The organism is Bizionia myxarmorum (assembly GCF_008086205.1).
Classification (GTDB): Bacteria; Bacteroidota; Bacteroidia; order Flavobacteriales; family Flavobacteriaceae; genus Algorimicrobium; species Algorimicrobium myxarmorum.
Genome location: NZ_VSKK01000001.1, coordinates 488,613 through 511,194 on the forward strand (window position 1 = coordinate 488,613; position 22,582 = coordinate 511,194).

At 35.1% G+C, this 22,582-nt stretch carries 14 protein-coding genes; 5 read left to right on the forward strand and 9 right to left on the reverse strand.

Going from position 1 to position 22,582, the window contains the following annotated elements; genetic code table 11:
- Position 1: 1 nt before the first annotated feature.
- The 7 genes from ES674_RS02235 to ES674_RS02265 form a co-directional block, all read right to left on the reverse strand.
- Complete coding sequence (locus ES674_RS02235) at positions 2–1,774, reverse strand: BatD family protein (protein WP_148402358.1); 1,773 nt, start codon at positions 1,772–1,774, stop codon at positions 2–4.
- A 64-nt stretch (positions 1,775–1,838) separates the two neighbouring features.
- A complete protein-coding gene (locus ES674_RS02240) occupies positions 1,839–2,690 on the reverse strand; it encodes a tetratricopeptide repeat protein (RefSeq protein ID WP_148402359.1) in 852 nt (283 codons plus the stop codon).
- Between the two features lie 71 nt (positions 2,691–2,761).
- Entirely contained in the window at positions 2,762–3,799 is a 1,038-nt protein-coding gene (locus ES674_RS02245; protein ID WP_148402360.1) for a vWA domain-containing protein, read from the reverse strand.
- Positions 3,800–3,923: 124 nt separating this feature from the next.
- A complete protein-coding gene (locus ES674_RS02250) occupies positions 3,924–4,928 on the reverse strand; it encodes a vWA domain-containing protein (protein ID WP_148403613.1) in 1,005 nt (334 codons plus the stop codon).
- A gap of 2 nt (positions 4,929–4,930) precedes the next feature.
- Positions 4,931–6,595 (reverse strand): protein BatD, encoded by a 1,665-nt coding sequence (locus ES674_RS02255; RefSeq protein WP_148402361.1) that lies wholly within the window; start codon positions 6,593–6,595, stop codon positions 4,931–4,933.
- Between the two features lie 15 nt (positions 6,596–6,610).
- Positions 6,611–7,477: a DUF58 domain-containing protein gene (locus tag ES674_RS02260; protein ID WP_148402362.1), complete on the reverse strand. Its 867-nt coding sequence runs from the start codon at positions 7,475–7,477 to the stop codon at positions 6,611–6,613.
- Between the two features lie 76 nt (positions 7,478–7,553).
- Complete coding sequence (locus tag ES674_RS02265; RefSeq protein WP_148402363.1) at positions 7,554–8,555, reverse strand: AAA family ATPase; 1,002 nt, start codon at positions 8,553–8,555, stop codon at positions 7,554–7,556.
- A 329-nt stretch (positions 8,556–8,884) separates the two neighbouring features.
- On the opposite strand from ES674_RS02265, the gene ES674_RS02270 reads away from it, so the two are divergent.
- Together ES674_RS02270 and ES674_RS02275 are read left to right on the forward strand one after the other, a co-directional pair.
- Positions 8,885–9,640: an SDR family NAD(P)-dependent oxidoreductase gene (locus ES674_RS02270; RefSeq protein ID WP_148402364.1), complete on the forward strand. Its 756-nt coding sequence runs from the start codon at positions 8,885–8,887 to the stop codon at positions 9,638–9,640.
- Positions 9,641–9,673: 33 nt separating this feature from the next.
- Positions 9,674–10,804, forward strand: coding sequence for an ATP-binding protein (locus ES674_RS02275; protein WP_148402365.1), 1,131 nt, complete (start codon positions 9,674–9,676; stop codon positions 10,802–10,804).
- Positions 10,805–11,024: 220 nt separating this feature from the next.
- Here ES674_RS02275 and ES674_RS02280 read toward each other — a convergent pair whose 3' ends face one another.
- Complete coding sequence (locus ES674_RS02280) at positions 11,025–11,489, reverse strand: hypothetical protein (protein WP_148402366.1); 465 nt, start codon at positions 11,487–11,489, stop codon at positions 11,025–11,027.
- Between the two features lie 145 nt (positions 11,490–11,634).
- The gene (gene amaB / locus ES674_RS02285) at positions 11,635–13,188 is read right to left on the reverse strand and encodes an L-piperidine-6-carboxylate dehydrogenase (protein ID WP_148402367.1); all 1,554 of its coding nucleotides are present in this window, start codon (positions 13,186–13,188) and stop codon (positions 11,635–11,637) included.
- Between the two features lie 122 nt (positions 13,189–13,310).
- On the opposite strand from amaB, the gene ES674_RS02290 reads away from it, so the two are divergent.
- From ES674_RS02290 to pbpC, 3 genes are all read left to right on the forward strand, one after another.
- Entirely contained in the window at positions 13,311–14,420 is a 1,110-nt protein-coding gene (locus ES674_RS02290) for an isoaspartyl peptidase/L-asparaginase family protein (RefSeq protein WP_148402368.1), read from the forward strand.
- A gap of 90 nt (positions 14,421–14,510) precedes the next feature.
- The gene (locus ES674_RS02295; protein WP_148402369.1) at positions 14,511–20,084 is read left to right on the forward strand and encodes an alpha-2-macroglobulin family protein; all 5,574 of its coding nucleotides are present in this window, start codon (positions 14,511–14,513) and stop codon (positions 20,082–20,084) included.
- A 115-nt stretch (positions 20,085–20,199) separates the two neighbouring features.
- Complete coding sequence (pbpC, locus tag ES674_RS02300) at positions 20,200–22,551, forward strand: penicillin-binding protein 1C (protein WP_148402370.1); 2,352 nt, start codon at positions 20,200–20,202, stop codon at positions 22,549–22,551.
- Positions 22,552–22,582 lie beyond the last annotated feature (31 nt).

The window sequence follows — 22,582 nt, forward strand, 5'->3', positions numbered from 1 at the left end:
TCTATTTAATTTCTTTATCAATTTGTGAAATAGTACTAGCGGCACGTTCATAATCCTGTTCCATTTCTACTTGAGTAATTGGTGTATAACGCGCCAATTCGCAGTTTTTAAGAATCAGCATAAAATTAGAAATGGCTTCTTGGCTTACCTGACCTTTATGCAGATAATCTTGAATTTTCACCTTACTCATTTCACTAGTTTCCATATGTAGCGTTGCCTTTAAGTAATTATGTAAGGCTTTTTCAAGTGCTACATAAAAAGCTTCTTTAGTGCCAAGTGCTTTTTTGGCTTCACTTAAATATTTTTTAGCCAACTTATCTGCTTTCCTAATTTTATTTCCAAAAACATCGGCATCGCGTTTCTCTTTCTTTTTCTTAAATACAATAACTAAAGGAATCGCTAAAAATGGCATTAAAAGTGCGGCCCAAAATCCAGCAGATTTGAAAAAATGTGATGGTTTTGTACTAACCAAATCTGTGTCTGTTTTAATAAACGCAAACTGATTACTATTTAAAACTACACGCTGCTTATCACTTCCTGCAGCTGTGATATCTTGATTGCTAGCTTGACTTGTTGGTCCTTGCAGCACATCAATAATAATTTCATTGGAGTTTATGGATTTATAAGATTCGGTTTTTAAATCGAAATACGAAAATGCAATATTAGGGATTGGATATTTCCCTTTAAATTGCGGTACTATGGTATATGTATCGGAAATTTCACCTTGCATACCATTTAAATTGGTTCGGACATTTTCGGCATGTTCTGGCTCATAAACTTCTAAAGAACTCGGTAAATTTAACTTCGGTAATTGAAATAATTTTAAATTCCCAGAACCAGAAACTTCCACTTTAGCTTGTAAGGATTCTGTAGCGTTTAAAGCAGATTTAGTCGTGCTTACTTTAAAATTAAAATCGCCAACAGCTCCTGTAAAGTCGGCAGGTTTACCTTGTTCTGGAAGTGCTTTTACATTAATAGTGCGTTTTCCTGCTGAAACCGTTCTGTGGGCTTGTTGCATTAAACGGCCACCAAAAATATCGCGTCTATTGGTTGGAACCTCAACCGTAATATCCAAGCTCAAAGGTTCAATTTCTAATTCCCCTGTTTTTTGTGGATATAAAACGGTTTTACGTAACACCACATAACGATAGTTTTCACCTTTATAAACACCATTTTGCACGGTTAACTGTCTGATATCAATATTCTGGCTCCAAAAATCACTGAATTTGGGACTACTTATTTCACGCCAGTTGCTAACACCAGTATCGGGTGAAACATATAACTTATAAACTACGGTAATGGCTTCGTTTAGATATGGTTTTTCTTTTGAAACTTCTGCCACCAAATGAATGTTTTCAGAAGCAATATAATCGGCATTATTACCATCTTTAGGTGATTCAACCGCCGATGTCACGGTAATGGCAACAGGTGTGGTTTTATATACTTCGCCATCAATATCAATGACCGCTTGGTTGATAGTAAACGTTCCCACGCGTTTTGGTGATAAGAAATAACTGTATGTTTTAGAATACGAGCGCTTTCCGTTAATCCATGAATTGCTAACCGCTTGGTTTGGACCACCAACCACTGTGAAATTATTAAAGTCCGGCGGATTAAAGTTATCGCCATCTTTATTCATTTCAAAGTCAATGCGCAAACGCTCGTTAATACCAAGTCGTTTTTTACTCACTTTAGCTTCAAACGTTATTTGGGCGCTTGCCACTGTGGCGGTGAGTAGCATTAAAATTACTGCAATGTATTTGTTGAGTTTCATGATTTCGTTCTGTCCACTTATCTGTATTTCTCTGTACTATATCTTTTCTGTTTGTATGCTAATTCTACCAGTCTTTTTCGGTTTCAATTTTCATACCTTTTTGTTTTTCAGCATTCATTTTTTCTTGAACTTTAGATTCTTGATTATTCATAGCTTCTAACAAGTTTTTCATTTGCTGTGGCGACATTTGTCCAGGTTGCGGCTGTTGCTGTTGTTGTTCTTTCTCTTTTTCTTTTCCTGGATCTTGGTTTTCTTTACCTTGATCTTGCTTATCATCTTTAGGCTTACCGTCTTTATCTTCGTTCTCGTCGCCGTCTTTTTTATCTTGATCGCCTTTATCTTTGTCGTCTTTATTGTCGCCGTCCTGATCTTTATCTTGATCTTTCTTATCGTCCTGATCTTTTTTCTCGTCTTCTTTATCTTTATCCTTATCCTCGTCTTGGTTTTTATCCTCCTGATCTTTTGCGCAAACTTGAGCCAAAGCCAAATTGTAACGGGATTCATCATCCGTTGGATTGTTTCTTAAAGCATTTTTGTAAGCTTCAACCGCTTCCTTACATTTTTTTTCTTGCATCAAGATATTTCCAATATTATGAAATATTTGATGTTTTTCTTCTTTGGAAGTAGCCGTTTTTGTCGTTTTTTGAAGTTGGTATAAAGCCTCATTCAAATTACCCTCTTTAATATAAGATGTTCCTAAATTGTATCCACCAACAGCTTCAGTTGGCGATTCTGACAAGGCTTGACGGTAAGACATTTCTGCTGAAACAAAATCATCTTTATCTAGAAGCGAATTGCCTTCATAAACTAAATTTTTGGCATTTTTTTCTGCTTGTATTTGGGCTTTCAGCTCCGCTTCTTGAGAAAAGGAAGTTACCGTAAATAGGGCGAATATGTAAATTAATAGGTGCTTCATAGGTGGCTTTAAAAGTATAAAACAACTGGGGTTTAAACCGTTAAATATTTTATAAAGTTTGAAATGAAATTTTAGAAATTTTCGTTGAAGAGATTTAAGCGTTTTAACCACGCCGTTTTACGTTCTAATAAGAAAATATCAATGAATAAAAAGAAAATTGCAAAACCTAAAAACCATTGAAATTGATCTTTAAAATCAGCAAATTGTTTGGCTTCGTATTCTGTTTTGTCCATATTATTTAAAATATCGGTAATAGTTTCTACAACTTCTGCCGTATTACTACCATTAATATAAGATCCATTGCCTTGTTCAGCAATATTCTTCAAATTATCTTCGTCCAATTTGGTAATAACTGTTTCACCATTTTTATCTTTTTTATAATTGAGAACAACATCATTCTTTTTAATAGGAATTGGGCCACCTTTGACATCGCCAACGCCAATAGTGAAAATACGTATCCCTTCATCATTCGCCTCAGCAGCGACGCGTTGAGAGCCTTCAGAATGGTCTTCACCATCCGAAATAATAATTAAAACACGGTTGGTTTGTTGTTCATCATCAAAATAGGTTTTGGACAATTCAATAGCTTCATTTATAGCCGTACCTTGAGATGATAACATGTCCGTATTCATGCTCTGTAAGAACATTTTTGCCGAAGCATAATCCGTAGTAATCGGTAATTGTGGAAAGGCTTTACCTGCGTAAGCAATAATTCCCACACGATCTCCCGCTAAATTATTCATGATTTGCGTAACCAATTGCTTGGTTTTCTCTAACCGGTTTGGCGCAATATCCTCAGCTAACATACTTTTAGAGACATCTATGGCAAAAACAATATCTACACCTTCGCGCTTAACGGTTTCTAATTTAGTTCCAATTTTAGGGTTTACCAAAGCAATGGCCAGGCTGGCAAATGCCAAACTGATAATAACAACTTTTAAAATCGTTTTAAATCCGGATTTATTGGGGCTTAAACGTTTTAATAAATGACTATCAGCAAATTGTTTTTGAGCGCGTTTTTTCCAAAATTGAAGCACCAAATACAGGAGCATAATTACCGGAATAACTGCCAATACCCAAAACCATATTTTTTCTTCTAATTGATACATTTTTCAGTCTTCAGTCGCGGTCTTCATTTGTATTTTGAATACCTAGACATTATCATTTATCTATTCTCTATTTTCTCTACTTTATTTTCTGCACTCTCCAATCTCTACTTACTCAACTTACTCACTAAACAAAACTTCTAAAAATGGTGACGCGTAATAGTATTTCTAGAAGCAATAACATACCTGCTAATAAGACTAAAGGTCTAAACATTTCTTGATAATTATAGTATTTAAACTCTTCTATGTCTGTTTTTTCTAACTTATTAATTTCATCATAAATAGCCTCAAGCTTTTCATTATCTGTTGCTCTAAAATATTTTCCACCTGTAGCATCTGCGATTTCTTGCATCAACACTTCATCAATTTCAACTTGTACTCTGGCATATTGAAATTCACCATTTCCTAACAAACCTACTGGCGATAAAGCCATACCGTTAGATCCTATACCAATGGTGTAGGCTTTTATGCCATATTCAACAGCCAATTCACTAGCAATTTTTGGATCAATAAAACCGGTATTGTTTACACCGTCTGTTAACAGAATAACCACTTTACTTTCCGCTTTACTATCTTTTAATCGGTTTACGGCTGTTGCCAAACCCATTCCAATAGCGGTTCCACCTTCAATAGTGGTGTTATATTCCACATCTTCCAAAGAGCGCAAAACAATAGCTTTATCGCTAGTTATGGGTGTTTTAGTATAACTTTCACCCGCGTAAATAACCAAACCAATTCGGTCATTCGGTCTGCCTTCAATAAATTCGGCCGCTACTTTTTTTAAGGCTACCAGGCGATTGGGTTTTAAATCTTTAGCCAACATACTCGCAGAAACATCAATAGCCATAACAATATCAATACCTCGTGTGGTTTTTGTTTTAGTAATCACATCCACCGTTCGAGGTCTTGCCATGGCCGTTATTAAAGCTGCTAAAGCCAATAAACGCAATACGAATAATATATGTCTGAATTTCGGTAATATAGACGGCACGACTTTAAAGCCTTTTATGCTCGATATTTTTAATTCAGCTGTTTGTTTTTTATGTTTTACAACATACCAAACAATGGCAACTGGCAAAAGTAATAATAGCCAGAAAAACTGTTTATCCTCAAAATTTATGCCTTCAAACATCATCATTCTGCATCCGGTTTTAGTTCAACGGAATTAACAATACGCTCCACCATTTTAGCAGCATACTCATCATCTTTTTGCCATGCAATAATAATTTGTTGAATGACATTTTCTGCAGTAAAATGCAGCAATATATATTCACCTTCTACTAACGAATCTGAATTACCAATTGGGAAATTAGCAGAACCAAATGTTTTTAAGCCTTCCGCGTTGTTGGGCGTTACAAATTTTTCATTTTTCACAAAAATGTTGGCCACACCTTTATTCTCCAAATCTTGAATGGATTTTTCAGCAACCGCAATAAGATTAATAGAGTCTCCTGGTTTCTGATTTTTTAAATTGGCGGTATTTAAAGTAATATTTAAATTATTACCCAAACTTCCAAAATTGAAAGTCGTATAATCTACTTCTGCATTGCCATTTTTAGACGAATCTAGTTGAATACGTTTTAAAACTTCGGGCGTGGTAATAGTAATTGGAGGAAAACCATAATCACTTCGAACCCAATTCCCTTCTAAAAGTTCCAAACTGTTATTTCCAAATAGCGTATCTTTTACATAATTGAAGCCGTATTTCATACCAAAACCAATAAATGTTGCTGTCAATAGTCCCAAAACTACAAAAACTGAAATGACAATTTTACGACGTTTCTTTTTGCGTTCTTGTGCTTCTTTATACTGTTCGTTTAGTAATTTTTCTTCTTCATTTGGTTCAGGTAGCACGGCTTTTACCTGATCAATTTCTTTATCAATAGTATTTCTATCTAATTTGGCTAATTCTTTATCGGGAGCAGATTTTGCAAATTTCACCAAATCGGCACGCTTAAAGATGCTTTCTAAATTTTTAATCGTTTCCAAACTTAAATCGATTTGATTGCCATCTTTCAGTAATCTTAAGCGTGAAATAAGTTCGTCTGTCGTACTTTCTAAAGCGCGATCGTAAACTTTTTCATCTAAATAACGACGAATAGCCATCGTTAATTCCGAATAATATTCTTTATACGCATCTTCTTCCAAATAGCGGTGTTCGTCTAACTGCTGCAAAGCTAATTTAGCACGATCATAAGGTGGTAAAAGTGCTATTTTTTCTTCCTCTGACAACGGTTTTTTGCGCCATACAAACCAATACAGCAAAGCCGCAACAACAGCTAAAGCCAAAAGAATAAACACAATTGTTTTCCACCAATTACTCGCGCTTTTTTCAACACTCATAATAGGCTTAATATCATACAAACCTTGGTTGATTGTATCCAATACAACTGGGTTTACGCGAACGTTTAACGAATCGGTAAAAAGAACTTTTTCATTAATAATGATTTTTTGAGCCGGAATGGTAAACGCACCCGAATCAAATTGCGTTAATCCGTATTTTTTAATGAGATTAAATCTATCGCTATTCTTGGTGGTATCAATTTTATAAGATTCGATAAGTTCCAATGGTGAAAACGTGCTACCTTCTGGAAATACGACTAAATCCGTACTATCCGTTTCTACTTCAATTTGATAGGTAATTTGCTCACCTATTTTTATTTCAGTAGCATCTGTAGAAAACTTAACCTGCGCATTAGAAACTCCCGAACAAAGTAAAAAGACACAAGAAAACACGAGCACTTTGGAAAAACCAAAATCGCTGAACGTAATTCTTTTGTATCGTAAAATTTGATTCATATGTTGACTTATCAATTAACCTCTTTGTTTAAAATAGCCTAATAATTTTTTAACATAACTTTCGTCCACCCGACAATCTACCACGCCGGCTCCAGATTTTGAAAAGCTTTCTTTAAAATAATTCACCCTATTTGTGTAATGCTCACCATAGGCTAAACGCATGCTTTTAGAACCTGTATTCACTAATATACGTTCGCCAGTTTCTTGATCTTGCATTTGTACCATACCTAAATTAGGCATGCTTTCTTCATGTTTATCATAAACACGAATACCAGAAATATCATGACGTCCTGCAGCAATTTTAAGGTTATGACGATAATCCTCTGCCATAAAATCTGACAGTATAAAAACAATAGCTTTACGTTTCATCACATTGGATAAAAATTTAAGCGCTTCAGCTATATCGGTCTTTTGACTTTTTGGTTTAAACTCGATGAGTTCGCGGATAATTCGCAAAACATGGGAACGTCCTTTTTTAGGCGGAATATATAGCTCAATAGCATCTGTAAATAAAATTAAGCCTATTTTATCATTATTTTGAGTAGCCGAAAAGGCCAAGGTTGCAGCAATTTCGGTTATAATTTCATTTTTAAATTGTGAATCTGTTCCAAAAAATTCAGAACCCGAAACGTCCACCATAAGCATCATGGTTAGCTCGCGTTCTTCTTCAAAAACCTTAATGTGCGGCTCATTAGTTCTAGCCGTAACATTCCAGTCTATATTTCTAACATCATCACCATATTGATACTGGCGCACTTCACTAAAAGTCATACCACGACCTTTGAAGGTAGAATGGTATTCACCCCCAAAAATATGATCAGACAACCGACGCGTCTTAATCTCTATTTTTCGTACTTTTTTTAGTAATTCTTTGGTATCCATTTCTTGAATTCAAGATTTAATATTTAAAATTCAAAGTCCGAAAACATTGAATTTAGAATTTGAAATATTGAACTATCTAGGGTACTTCAATTTCATTTATAATCTTGCTGATTATGTCTTCAGAAGTGACGTTTTCGGCCTCGGCTTCATAGGTAATTCCTATTCTATGGCGCAGTACATCATAAACTACGGCACGAACATCTTCCGGGATTACATAACCACGACGCTTAATGAACGCATAACATTTAGCAGCAGTTGCTAGGTTAATACTTCCACGTGGTGATGCGCCAAAAGAGATAAGCGGTTTTAAATCTGCCAACTTATATTTTTCAGGATATCGCGTTGCAAAAATAATATCAAGAATATATTTTTCAATTTTTTCATCCATGTAAACACCACGAACGGCTTCTTGAGCACGTAAAATTTGCTCTACAGAAACAACAGGATTTACTTTTTCATAAGCACCTTTTAAGTTGGCGCGCATGATAAGTTGCTCGTCTTCCATTTTAGGATAATCGATAACCGTTTTCAACATAAAACGATCTACTTGCGCCTCTGGTAACGGGTAGGTTCCTTCTTGCTCAACAGGGTTCATAGTTGCCATAACTAAAAATGGCTTATCTAAAATAAAAGTTTCATCGCCAATAGTAACTTGCTTTTCCTGCATAGCTTCTAATAAAGCTGATTGTACTTTGGCAGGTGCCCGGTTAATCTCATCTGCCAATACAAAATTCGCAAAGATGGGTCCTTTTTTTATCTTGAAATCATTTTCCTTCATGTTGTAGATTAATGTTCCAACCACATCGGCAGGTAATAAATCTGGGGTAAACTGAATTCTACTAAACGAACCTTGCACGGCTTGCGATAAGGTATTAATAGCTAAAGTTTTTGCTAAACCAGGAACACCTTCTAATAAAATATGACCTTGACCTAATAAACCAATAAGTAAGCGTTCCACCATATGCCTTTGACCAACAATAACCTTGTTCATTTCAAACATAAGTAAATCAATAAAAGCACTTTCTCTTTCAATTTTCTCGTTAATAGACGCAATGTCAATTGTACGCGTATCTTCCATCCTTTTTTCTATTTAAAACACCCTAAAGTAATGGGTTTATTCTAGAATGCTAAATTGTTAAAATTTTTGCTTTAAGGCTGTTAATAATTGGTTAAAAATTGACACTAGTTTTTGGGATGAATTACTAAAATTTTAACTATTAATTTATGTAAACAACCGTTCTATCCTTTAAATTGCAGAGAATTTCAGGTAAATTAACAAGCTTTACGCTTATAAAAGTAAAGGTAGAAATTACTAAATGACTTTTAATTTTATTAATTTCAATTATACTAATAATAACATGAATTAGCTTTTAACGCAAATAATAAACATAGTAATAGAATTAAAAAATGACAAATAAAACAGCATTAATAACCGGAGCAACTAGCGGAATTGGTCACGCAACAGCCCAGGAATTCGCCAAACATGGCATTCAATTAGTTTTATGTGGAAGACGTCAAGAACGGTTGGATACTATTAAAAATGCCTTACAGAAACAAACTGAAGTGCATACCTTAAATTTTGATGTAAGAGATTTTGATGCGGCTAAGAAGGAGTTTGAAACTTTACCTGACGCATTTAAAAATATTGATATTTTAATTAATAACGCTGGAAATGCCCATGGAATGGATACCATTCAAGATGGTGATGTGGATGATTGGGATGCCATGATCGATATTAACGTGAAAGGTTTATTATATGTAAGTAAACTTATTATGCCACGCATGATTGAAAGAGAATCTGGCCATATTATTAATATAGGATCATCTGCTGGGAAGGAAGTTTATCCAAAAGGCAATATTTATTGCGCAAGTAAGCATGCTGTTTTAGCTATTACGGAAGGTATGCGAATGGACCTCAACCCCTATGGTATTAAAGTTTCAGCCATAAATCCTGGATTAGTAGAAACTGAATTTTCAAAAGTCCGTTTTAAAGGTGGCAGTCAAGCCGACTCGGTTTATAAAGGTTATAAAGCCTTGCAACCTGAAGATATTGCAGATATTATTTATTTCACTATTAGCAGACCTGCGCATGTTACAATTGCTGATTTGTTGGTTTTTCCAACCGCACAAGCGAGTAGCACGATTGTTAAAAAGGATCTGTAATTAAAAGTTTACCATATTTTCAATGGCTTAACCATGATTAACAAACGTTTACTTATCAAAAATTTGCTGGCTCATAATGATGAGAACAGCTTTTATGATAAAAAACGACTAATTGACATCAGTTTACAAGAAGGAAAAGCCAAATTTTTAAAACATATTTGCGCGCTTTCTAATAGTAACCCTAAAAACAACTCTTACATTGTTATTGGTGTGGAAGATGAAGACAGCGAAATAGTTGGTGTCGACTTTTTTGATGACAGTAAAATTCAAAACCTCATCAATGCCTATTTAGCAAATCCGCCGATTGTTCAGTATGAAAATATTTCATTTCCCCATTTACCAGAAGGAAAAGTGGTGGGCTTGGTTACCATACGCCCAACAGGAAAAATAACCTCTTTGCGTAAAAATATTTGGAAATATTACGGCGGTTCCGTCTTTTTCAGAGATGGTAGCATGAGTATGTCTAAAGTATATGACATTGAAATAAAAGACAACAATTCGGAAATTGTACAAGCCATTGAAGCACATTCTCAAAACAATATTGCTCATACTTTGGATGGTGTTTTCGATTTTTTGAATGCTAGAAAAGATTACAATCCGAAATACAAAGTTTTTAAAGAATATTTCGTGGTGTGTTGGGCTGGACAGAAGAAAGTGGTTAAAGATGAAACCTTTTATTCCCGTGTAGATATTGAACTAATTAATGAACAAGTTCGCTTATTTTATTCCGCTTTAGATGAAGTAACTATTACTTTTAATGAAGATTCCTTTAAAATTGTTGAATATATTAATTTAGGTTTACAACAAGCTTTTAAGCATTTTCCGTTGGAAGAAACCACTATTCACTTTTCCGAGCATGGTAGTTACAATATTGACAGCAAATTGCTTTTCATGCCGCCACAGTATGATAAAAAAGTTTTACACCATATCTATAATACCAATAATGCGCTTTTAGTAAAATTACAATCGGCGCAAAAACTAACAAAAAATGAGTTGATAGATTTGGAAAATTTACCTGCTACCTATCTTATTTGCTACTTAAATGGCTTCGATGATGCCATAGATAAACTTATTACAGCCAAAGAACTTTTGAAAAAGGATGATAAACTTTATCTCTCCTATAAGCAAACGATGCGCATTTTAAGGAAAGTAAAATACAACTAAAGGTTAGCCATACAAGAATACATAGATATACTGCCAGTTGTGAAATTCTCTATTGTACTAATGCTAATTTCTTTATCTTTGTTTTGCTATTAATTGAGAGTTTAGAAAAAGGCCTTGAAAAAAGTAAGTTTTACTTTTGGAAAGGCTTTTCTTTTTTAAATAATTCGCTTTATTTTTATTTAAAACTAACAGAATCTCTACATCTGTATCACTAGAACTTTTACATCTCTTTTTGCCATTCCAGTAAAGCTTTCCAATTACCTTCATAGGCTAATTTTGCTTGTTCGGGCCAAGTACTTGGATTGTAAATTTTATGATTTTTCGAACTAGAATCTAATATTTCTCTACAGGTTTCCACTGAAACTTCAGAAAGTGCTTTCCAAGTTCTAATATGGTGAAGAGCAAATAATGCAACTGTTTGTGGACCTATTCGCTTAATAATAGTCAAATCATTTTCTGTGATTTTTTTTCCAAAAACAGCTTCTGCTTTTTCCGAATTAAAAGGAATTAATTGTTTTGATGCCTGACACATTTTTAAATCATTTTCAAGTTTGGCTACTTTATTTTTCCAAACATCCGCATTAATAGGTTTATGTTGGTTTTTAAATGCTTTTTTACCCATTAAATAACCAAGCAAAAAACAAGAGGCACCGATAAGTATGGGGAGAATTATAAACCAATTCATAAGCTGATTTTTAAGAAATTCTATTATTCTAATTTAGAGTCACGCTGTACATTCAAAGATAAAAGAGAAATGCGAAAAGAAAAAAGCCGTTTTATTTCCTTAATTGGAAAAAAACGGCTTCTATATTTATAATTTTAAGAGTCGATTATAAATCGAACTTAATACCTTGAGCTAATGGTAACTCATCAGAATAGTTTACCGTATTAGTTTGACGGCGCATATAGACTTTCCAAGCATCAGATCCAGACTCACGGCCTCCACCTGTTTCTTTTTCGCCTCCAAAAGCACCACCAATTTCAGCACCCGAAGTTCCAATATTTACATTGGCAATACCACAATCCGAACCAGAAAAAGATAAGAATTTTTCAGCTTCTTTTAATTCATTGGTCATTATTGCTGATGATAAACCTTGAACCACGCCATTTTGTTGTTCAATAGCATTTTCTACTTCACCAGAATATTTCATAAGATATAAAACAGGAGCAAATGTTTCGTGTTGTACAATTTCATAATGGTTTTTAGCTTCAATAATTGCTGGTTTTACGTAGCAACCACTTTCATAACCTTCACCTTCAAGAACACCACCTTCAACTAATACATTTCCACCTTCTCCTTTCGCTTTTTCAATAGCAGCCAAGTACATATTTACAGCATCTTTGTCAATTAATGGTCCAATATGATTTTTCTCATCCAATGGATTCCCTATGGTTAATTGTCCATAAGCACCAACAATAGCATCTCTTACTTTATCATAAACAGATTCGTGAATAATTAAACGACGCGTTGATGTACAGCGTTGTCCAGCTGTTCCTACTGCACCAAATACGGCCCCTGGAACTACTACTTTTAAATCGGCAGTTGGTGTAATAATAATCGCGTTGTTTCCACCTAATTCCAATAAAGATTTTCCAAAACGTTCTGCAACGGTTACACCAACAATTTTACCCATTCGTGTTGAACCTGTAGCAGAAATTAATGGAACGCGTTTATCAGTTGTCATCATTTCACCAACTTTATAATCGCCATTTATAATATTCGAAATACCTTCTGGTAAATTATTATCTTTTAAAACGCCAGCTATAATATTCTGACAGGCTATAGAACATAAAGGTGTTTTTTCTGAAGCTTTCCAAATACATACATCACCACAAACCCAAGCTAAAGCCGTATTCCATGCCCAAACAGCAACTGGAAAGTTAAATGCGGAAATAATACCAACTACACCTAATGAATGCCATTGCTCACGCATAACGTGACCTGGACGCTCTGACGGCATTGTTTGTCCGTTTAATTGTCTTGATAAACCAACTGCAAAATCACAGATATCAATCATTTCCTGAACTTCGCCGTAACCCTCTTGGAGTGATTTCCCCATTTCGTAAGAAACAAGTCTTCCTAAAGGCTCTTTTAATTCGCGTAGTTTATTACCAAACTGACGCACAATTTCACCACGTTGTGGCGCTGGCATAGTTCTCCAAGTTAAGAAAGCAGAAGTTGCGGTCTCTATCACTTTTTCATAATCCGCTTTAGTAGTTGTTTTAACTTTAGCAATTAATTTTCCGTTCACAGGTGAAATACTTTCAATAAGATCACCACTGGCAAAATTATTAGAACCTGTTGAAGTTCCTTCATTTATATCTTTAACACCTAAAGTCTTTAGGGCTTTTTCAATTCCGAAATCTGTTGCAACTGCTTGCATAAACTTATTTTTTTTAATTATTATTCTTACTATTTGCGAATATACTAATAAATGTCGCTTTACTAAAGTGAAAAGATTTAAAAAAATGTTAACTTTCAATTCTCATTTAAAAGTGATTACCCATGAAAAACCCCTTATTTATTTTAATTATTTTGCTTTTAGTTTTTAATTGTAAAAGTAAAGAAGAGCTAGAAGCTATTTCCAATAAGCAACATCCTGAAGTTATAGATAGCACCGAAATGACGGTTAATAAATTTGCCATTGTTATTCATGGTGGTGCTGGTACCATTTTGAAAAAAAACATGACGGCTGAAGATGAAGCAGCCTATGAAGCCAAGCTAGAAGAGGCCATTAGGGTGGGTCATAAAATTTTAAGTGATGGTGGCAGCAGTTTGGATGCTGTAGAACAAACCATAAATATTTTAGAAGATTCCCCTTTGTTTAATGCTGGAAAAGGAGCCGTTTTTACCAATGCTGAAACGAACGAATTGGACGCTTCCATTATGGACGGTAAAACTTTAAATGCGGGCGCATCTGCAGGAACAAAAACTGTAAAAAACCCTATAAATTTGGCGCGAGCTATTATGGATAAGTCACCACATGTTATGCTTTCTGGTCAAGGTGCGGAACAATTTGCAGCAGAGCAAGGTATCAAACTAGTGAATCAGCGTTATTTTTATACTGAAAACAGAATGAAGGATTTGAAACGTTTAAAAGATCGTGAAAAGATAGAACCTGCAGAACGCGTAGAAAAAGAAAAAGCTATTAACAAATCTGTTTTTTATGATTCTACTATTAAAGATTCAAAATTTGGAACGGTTGGCTGCGTAGCTTTAGATAAAGATGGAAATTTAGCTGCCGGAACATCAACTGGCGGTATGACCAACAAACGTTGGGGACGAATTGGCGATGCCCCTATAATTGGTGCTGGAACCTATGCCAATAACAATACTTGCGCCGTTTCAAGTACAGGTTGGGGTGAGTTTTTTATTCGTGGTTTGGTAGCTTATGATATTTCTGCACTTATGGATTATAAAGGCTTAACGCTTCAGGAGGCTGCGCATGAGGTCATTCAGAAAAAAAATCCAGCGCTTGGTGGCGATGGCGGCATAATTGCTGTAGATAAATATGGTAATATGGTAACGGAATTTAATACAACTGGCATGTATCGCGCCTCTATGAATGAAAAAGGAGAACTAACTGTCGGGATTTATAAAGATGTTGAAGAATAGACTTTTATAACTTTAACAAGCTTTCCGGTATCAATTAGCTATGAATAGCGCCAATTTTCATTTAGTTTTACGCCTTTAAAATCATCAGTTATGTCCTTTAAAAAAATCATCACATATGTTGTCATTCTATCCTTTATCGCTTCTTGTAAAAAAGAAGCTGTAGAAAAAGACAATCTTTTTAAATTTAGGGAATATATTAGTTATACCACATCTGGTTTAAGTTCTATTTCAGATCCTATCCAGATTAATTTGGCCAAGCCTGTTGAATCTTGGGAAATGGGTCAAGAATTAACAGATAATATTGTGAGTATTTCTCCACATGTTTCTGGCAAATTAATGATTGTAAGTAAACAATCACTTCTTTTTAAACCTGATGAACCTTTAGAGCCTTCTACCGAATATACCGTAACCGTAAAACTGGACAAAATCTATAAAGATCTTCCTAAAGACTTTGGAAACTTTACGTTTCAGTTTAAAACTATCACACCAAATTTTTCCATTGTTACCAATAATTTGCAATCCTACAGTAAAGAATGGCAATATGTTGAAGCGGTTTTGCGTGCATCCGATGTTATTTCGGTGCAACAAGCCAAACAATTAGTATCAGCTACCCAAAATGGTAAAAAACTATCTATCGTTTTTAATGAATATAATGAACGTTCTAGTGTTTTCGATTTTAAAATAGATAGTATTAATCGGAAAATTGATGATTCAGAAATTTTAGTAACATGGAATGGAAAAGCTATAAAAGCAGATAATACAGGTGAAAATACCGTGAAAATTCCCGGTATAAATAACTTCACCATTACCAAGGTAGAAGTCATACAAACGCCTGAACAATATGTAACTATTAATTTTTCGGATCCTTTAAAAAAGCAACAAAATTTTGATGGCTTAGTAACGATTGAAAAATCCACCAATCCTAAATTTATTGTAGACGGCAACGTTTTAAAAGTGTACCCTGAAAGTAAACTAGTTGGTGATATTCAGGTGGATGTTTTTCCGGGAATTTCAAATACAGATGGTTTTAAATTGAAGAAAGCCTTTTCAGAAAAAATAACGTTTGAAAACCTGAAACCACAAGTACGTTTAATTAGTAATGGTAGCATATTGCCAAATTCACAGCAACTCAAGTTTAATTTTGAAGCCGTAAACTTAAAGGCAGTTGATGTCCGCATTATTAAAATTTATGAAGATAATATCCTCCAGTTTTTACAAGATAATGACTGGAATAGCAATAACGAATCATCCATTAAAAAAGTTGGTCGCCGAATTGCTAAACAAACTATGGAGCTTCAAACAAGCGCTGAAAATACCGGAAAATGGCGCGCCTATAGCATTGATTTATCCAAATTTTTCACAGCCGATCCTGGCGCCATCTACCGTGTAGAGTTAAGCTTTAATCAAGATTACTCCTTATATGATTGTAGCGCCAACACCGCTTCTACTGGTAGTGACGACGATTATGAAGATTACTATTATGAAGATGATTACTATGGCAGCAATTATTCTGAAGATGAATACTCCGAAGATGATGATTTACGCGAAGAAGCTTATTGGGATAACGTTGTTTACCGCTATAAAAACTATCCATACAATTGGCGCGAACGAGAAAACCCATGCCATGCAGCCTATTATAATGAAGAGCGCGTTGTATCTCAAAATTTAGTGGCTTCCAATTTAGGTGTTATTGCAAAACGTGGTGAAAATAATTCGTATTATTTCGCAGTCACTAACATTTTAAATACCAATCCAGAAGCCAATGCTTCCGTGACACTTTATAATTATCAGGGACACGAATTGGTATCACTTTCTACAGATTCTGAAGGTTTATTAACTATTGATGCCGACAAATATGCCGCTTTTGCCATTGTTAAAAAAGGCAACAATACAACTTATGTTAAGCTTGCAGATGGCAATTCTTTATCCTTAAGTAAGTTTGATGTTTCAGGGAATAAAATGCAGCGCGGTTTAAAAGGGTATTTATATGGCGAACGCGGTGTTTGGCGTCCTGGCGATACCTTGCATTTAACTTTTATGCTAAATGACAAAGCCAATAAGCTTCCAAAAGGGCATCCTGTTAAGTTAGAAATTACAGATCCAAACGGGAAACTTACGTATAAAAATATCACAACAGATCAATTAAATAATTTTTACAAATTTACGGTTCCAACCAATTCCGAAGATAAAACGGGGAATTACAGTGCCAAAGTATCTGTTGGAGGCGCTACTTTTTATAAAACCTTAAAGATTGAAACCGTTAAACCGAATCGCTTAAAAATAAAAGTCGATTTTGAAAGCGAAATACTAACAAACAACGAACCATTAGCTGGAACACTAGATGTAAAATGGTTACATGGAGCACCTGGAAAAAATTTAAAAGCCGAAATTAAAGCTAAAATAAGTAGCTCTAATGCCAGTTTTAAAAACTACAAAAAATATACGTTTACAGATCCAACACGCGAATTTGACACCGAAGAAATTACGCTATTTGAAGGTAATGTAGACATGGATGGTCGTGCTAAAATTGACAACCAATTAAAAGTGGGTTCCAATGCGCCAGGCATGTTGAATGTGCAATTTTTGGTTCGTGCCTTTGAAAATGGAGGCGATTTTTCCATGGACGCTTTCTCCATGCCTTACGCTCCTTATGAATCTTTTGTAGGACTACGTTCACCAGAAGGAAAAGCATATGGATCCTTTTTTACAGACGAAAACCAAACCTTTGATGTGGTGGTAGTTGATAAAGATGGTAAACCCATTCAACGAAATAATTTAGAAGTAAAAATTTATAAAATTGAATGGCGCTGGTGGTGGAATTCCTCTAGTGATAATTTATCAAGTTATGTATCTAGTAATTACCACAGACCGTATTTAGATAGTAAAGTAAATACCAACGCTCAAGGAAAAGGGAGTTTCAATTTAAATATTCCCGAAGAAGAAGGTGGCCGATATTTAATTCGTGTGGTAGATCCAGAAAGTGGTCATGCTACAGGACGAACCGCTTATTTTTATAGAAATTGGTGGGCAAAATCACCATCAGATGACAAAGAAGCTGCTAAAATGCTCGTGTTTTCTGCAGATAAAGAAACATATAATGTTGGTGAAACAGCCACTATTAAATTCAATTCTGGGAATGAAGGTCGCGCGCTTGTAAGCGTAGAAAATGGCACGGAAGTTCTAGAAACCAAATGGGTAAAAACAAATCAAGGCGAAACTACCGTAAAAATTCCTGTTACAGCAGAAATGGCGCCGAATGTGTTTATTAATATTTCATTATTACAACCACATGCGATTACTGCAAACGATTTACCTATTCGACTATTTGGTGTCATTCCAATTATGGTTGAAGATCCAAATACCCAATTGGAACCGCAAATAAAGATGCCGGATGTTTTAAGACCAGAACAGGAATTTAAAGTTACCGTTTCGGAAAAAAACAATAAGTCCATGACCTACACTATTGCTATGGTTGAGGAAGGCTTGCTAGATTTAACACGCTTTAAAACCCCAAATGCTTGGGATGATTTCTATGCGCGTGAAGCTTTGGGCGTTAAAACTTGGGATGTTTTTGATGATGTTATTGGCGCCTATTCTGGAAGTATTGATCAAGTATTTGCTATTGGTGGTGATGGGAATGCCGCTGCTGGAAAAAATAAAAAAGCCAATCGCTTTAAACCAGTAGTTACCTTTTTAGGGCCTTTTACATTGAAATCTGGCGAAAACCAATCACATACTATAAAATTGCCTAATTATATTGGTTCTGTTCGCACAATGGTTGTTGCGGGAAATGCAAAAAATGAAGCCTATGGTAGCGTGGACAAATCGGTTGAGGTTAAAAAACCATTGATGGTTTTAGCATCACTTCCAAGAAAATTAAGTCCAGGTGAAAAAGTTACCTTACCAGTTACCGTTTTTGCTATGGAAAGTAAAGTTAAAAATGTTGAAATTAGTCTGAAATTAAGCAAAGGTATTTCTGTAGTTGGTGAGAAAACACAAACTTTAAGTTTTGCAAAACCAGACGAGCAAATGCTTTATTTTGAACTGGATGTAAGTCAAGCAAAAGGTTTTAATACCATTGAAGTTATAGCCAGCGGAAATGGAGAAAAATCGACTTATAAAGTAGAAATAGATGTTATAAATCCAAATCCGATTTCATCAAAATCTATTGATAAATCGGTTGCGGCAAATGCGGAAGAAAGCTTAACCTTCTCAACTTTTGGAGAATTGGGCACAAATTCGGCTACGGTAGAGTTTTCAACATTACCTCCAATGGATTTCACACGCCGTTTACAATTTCTAATTCAATATCCACATGGCTGTTTGGAGCAAACCACTTCTGGCGTGTTTCCGCAGTTATATTTAAACGATATTTTCGATTTAACTCTAGATAAAAAACAAGCTATTCAGAAGAATATTAAAAGTGGCATTAAACGTTTAGCGCAATTTCAATTGCCAAATGGCGGTATGAGTTATTGGATGGGTGAAAACTCAATCGATGATTGGTCTACAAGTTATTCGGGTCATTTTATGTTAGAAGCTGAAAAGAAAGGCTATGTTTTACCACTAACATTTAAGAGTAACTGGATTTCATATCAAAAACAAGCGGCCCGCGACTGGCGCCCAAGCTATAGAACTTATAATTCGGATTTAGCACAAGCCTACAGACTTTATACGTTGGCATTGGCAGGTAGTGCGGATTTGGCTGCCATGAACCGGTTACGTGAGTTTACAGAAATTTCTAATGAAGCTAAATGGCGTTTAGCTGCAGCTTATGCTTTAGCTGGACAGAATGAGGCAAGTAAAGCTATTTCTAAATCCGCAAATATTAACTTCCAGGCACCAAAATATAACTACTACACTTATGGTTCAGTGGATAGAAATCGTGCCATGGCATTGGAAACAATGGTGTTGACTAAAAATTCGCAGCAACGTGAATTAGCCGAAGATTTAGCTAAAGATTTATCCAGTAATCGTTGGATGAGTACCCAAACCACGGCCTACAGTTTGTTAGCAATGGCTAAAATGGTGGAAGCCAATGGTGGAAAAGATTTAGATTTGCAATATGTTATGAATGGAAAATCAGAAACCATTTCATCTAAAAGCGCTATTGCTCAACGCGATTTACAAATTAAAAACGGTGAAAACCAGCTCGTATTCACTAACAAAAAAGCCAATTTGGTATATGTTCGGGTATTGAATTCCGGAAAATTACCATTAGGTCAAGAACTTGTTGAGCAGCGTGGATTAAGTGTTTCCGTTGGTTATAAAGACTTGAATGGGAATATTATTAATATTTCAAACTTAAAACAAGGTCAAGATTTTGTGGCAACTATTAATGTTACTAATCTTAAAAATGCAGATGTAAATGATGTGGCATTAACACAATTATTTCCATCTGGATGGGAAATTATTAATACTCGTTTTACTGATTTTGGTGAAATGACTACAAGTCAAGCACGATATACAGACATTCGTGATAACGAAGTTAATTTCTATTTTGATTTGCAGAAAAAAGGAAAACAAGGAACTAAAACATTTAATATTATGCTAAATGCCTCATTTTTGGGAACCTACTATCTACCAGGAATTCAAGCAGAAGCTATGTATGATAATGATTATTTGGTGCGCAATAAAGGGCAATGGATTACTATTGAGAAGTAACAAATTCCTCCGAAAGCAGGAATCTAAAAATACTTAATAATGTATTGAACATAAATTCTAATAAATAAAATTATTAGTTTGAGTAAAAAGATCCCTGCCTGCGCAGGGATTTAACATGGACAAATTCAAAACCTACATATTAGCAAACAAAATAAAATCGGCAATTGTATTAATCTTACTAATTGCTTACTATTTCTGTTTGCCAAATCAGTTGTTTAAAGATCCTACAGCAACCGTTATTACGAGTAGAACAAATAGACTTTTGGGAGCTCAAATTGCTAATGATGGTCAGTGGCGCTTTCCGCAAAACGATACCATTCCTGACAAATTTAAAACCTGTATAATTGAATTTGAAGATGCTTATTTTTATAAACATCCTGGTTTTAATCCTGTTTCTATTTTTAAAGCCTTTCGTGATAATTTATCATCAAAAGACAGTAAGCGTGGTGGCAGTACCATAACGCAGCAAGTGATTCGTTTATCCAGAAAAGGACAAAATAGAACCTATTTTGAAAAAGTAATTGAAATTATTTTAGCCACGCGATTAGAACTTCGCGAAAGTAAAGAACAAATTCTCGCATATTATGGCAGTAATGCACCCTTTGGAGGTAATGTAGTTGGAATAGATGCCGCATCTTGGCGTTATTTTAATCGAGATGCCACACAATTATCATGGGCCGAAAGTGCAACTTTGGCTGTTTTACCAAATGCACCGAGTCTTATTTATCCAGGGAAAAATCAGGATCAATTACTTAAAAAACGGAATAGATTACTCAAAAAATTATTAGAGAATACAGATATTGATTCCCTTACCTATCAGCTTTCTATTGCTGAAAGTTTACCTCAAAAACCCTATGCTTTGCCACAAATAGCACCGCATTTATTGCAAAAGGTGGCGAAAATCCATTCGGGAAAACGGGTACAAACTACGCTAGATAATCACTTACAAGAACGCGTTAACCAAGTTGTAAAAACGCATTATTACCAACTAAAGCAAAATGATGTTCATAATGCCGCCATTTTAGTTTTAGATGTAAAAACGCGTGAAGTCTTGGCTTATGTTGGCAATACGCCAACTGATAAATTACATCAAAAAGATGTTGATGTTATTGATAAAGCCCGAAGTCCAGGTAGTGTTTTAAAACCGTTTTTGTACGCTGCTATGTTGGATGCAGGAGATTTGTTACCGAATACCTTGGTGGCTGATGTTCCAACGCAGTATGGTAGTTATAATCCTGAAAACTATAACAAAACCTACGATGGCGCCGTGCCTGCAAGTCAGGCTTTATCTCGTTCTTTAAATGTGCCGTCTGTACGCATGTTGCAGGAGTTTGGTCTTGATCGGTTTTATCAGTACTTAAAGAAATTACATCTTAAAGATGTATCACAATCAGCTAATTATTATGGCTTATCACTGATTTTGGGCGGCGCTGAAAGTAATTTATGGGATTTATGCAAAAGCTATGCTGGGCTATCTTCCACCTTAAATCATTTTTCAGAAACATCTAGTGAATATTATAGCAATGAATTTTGCGAACCCACTTTTATAAAATCAGAATCCGTAGATTTTGGAAAGAAAACAGCTGATAAAACGCTTTTTGATGCTGCTTCCATTTATTTAACCTATCAAAGTTTAAAAGAAGTGAACCGTCCAGAAGGAGATGATAACTGGGAGTTTTACGATGGCTCCAAACAAATAGCTTGGAAAACAGGCACAAGTTTCGGCTTTCGTGATGCTTGGGCTATTGGAACCACCAAAGATTTTGTTGTGGGGGTTTGGGTTGGTAATGCTGATGGTGAAGGCAGACCCGGTTTGGTAGGTGTGCAAACTGCCGCGCCTATTTTATTTGACGTCTTTAATTTATTGCCTAATTCCGAGTGGTTTTCAAAACCCTTTGATGAAATGCAGGAAGTAAGTATCTGCAAAAAAAGTGGACATCGCGCATCACCAAATTGTGATGTAATAGAACAAAAATTCATTCAAATTTCTGGATTAAAAACCAAGCCTTGTCCCTATCATATTTTAATTCATGTAGATAAAGACCAACAGTTTCAAGTGAATTCTTCCTGCGAATCCATTTCCAATATAACCCAGAAATCCTGGTTTGTGTTACCTCCTTTAATGGGCTATTATTACAAAACTAAAAATCCGTTTTATAAACCAATACCACCATACAGAGCAGACTGTTTGGGAGAAAATGCTGTTTCCATGCAATTTATTTACCCTAATGATAACAACACCATTTTTCTTCCTAAAGATTTTGACGGAAAGGTTAATGAGCTCATCTTAAAAATAGCACATTCAAAACCTGAAACAACGGTGTTTTGGTATTTAGATGATCAGTTTTTAGGAAGTACGCAGGATATCCATGAATTGGCAATTATCCCGAAAAAAGGCAAACGTTTAATTACAGTTGTAGATACGTTTGGAAATGAAGCCAAACGTTGGATGACGATTTCCGAATAAGATTTAATTATATTTCTGAAGTTTTAAAAGT

Excerpts from the sequence above, each read along its gene's own strand:
- ES674_RS02280 (WP_148402366.1), bottom strand. The coding sequence starts at position 11,489 with ATGAATTGGTTTATAATTCTCCCCATACTTATCGGTGCCTCTTGTTTT.
- ES674_RS02265 (WP_148402363.1), bottom strand. The coding sequence starts at position 8,555 with ATGGAAGATACGCGTACAATTGACATTGCGTCTATTAACGAGAAAATT.
- ES674_RS02235 (WP_148402358.1), bottom strand. The coding sequence starts at position 1,774 with ATGAAACTCAACAAATACATTGCAGTAATTTTAATGCTACTCACCGCC.
- ES674_RS02290 (WP_148402368.1), top strand. The coding sequence starts at position 13,311 with ATGAAAAACCCCTTATTTATTTTAATTATTTTGCTTTTAGTTTTTAAT.
- ES674_RS02260 (WP_148402362.1), bottom strand. The coding sequence starts at position 7,477 with ATGGATACCAAAGAATTACTAAAAAAAGTACGAAAAATAGAGATTAAG.
- ES674_RS02295 (WP_148402369.1), top strand. The coding sequence starts at position 14,511 with ATGTCCTTTAAAAAAATCATCACATATGTTGTCATTCTATCCTTTATC.
- ES674_RS02245 (WP_148402360.1), bottom strand. The coding sequence starts at position 3,799 with ATGTATCAATTAGAAGAAAAAATATGGTTTTGGGTATTGGCAGTTATT.
- ES674_RS02275 (WP_148402365.1), top strand. The coding sequence starts at position 9,674 with ATGATTAACAAACGTTTACTTATCAAAAATTTGCTGGCTCATAATGAT.
- ES674_RS02255 (WP_148402361.1), bottom strand. The coding sequence starts at position 6,595 with ATGAATCAAATTTTACGATACAAAAGAATTACGTTCAGCGATTTTGGT.
- ES674_RS02250 (WP_148403613.1), bottom strand. The coding sequence starts at position 4,928 with ATGTTTGAAGGCATAAATTTTGAGGATAAACAGTTTTTCTGGCTATTA.
- ES674_RS02270 (WP_148402364.1), top strand. The coding sequence starts at position 8,885 with ATGACAAATAAAACAGCATTAATAACCGGAGCAACTAGCGGAATTGGT.
- pbpC (WP_148402370.1), top strand. The coding sequence starts at position 20,200 with ATGGACAAATTCAAAACCTACATATTAGCAAACAAAATAAAATCGGCA.
- ES674_RS02240 (WP_148402359.1), bottom strand. The coding sequence starts at position 2,690 with ATGAAGCACCTATTAATTTACATATTCGCCCTATTTACGGTAACTTCC.
- amaB (WP_148402367.1), bottom strand. The coding sequence starts at position 13,188 with ATGCAAGCAGTTGCAACAGATTTCGGAATTGAAAAAGCCCTAAAGACT.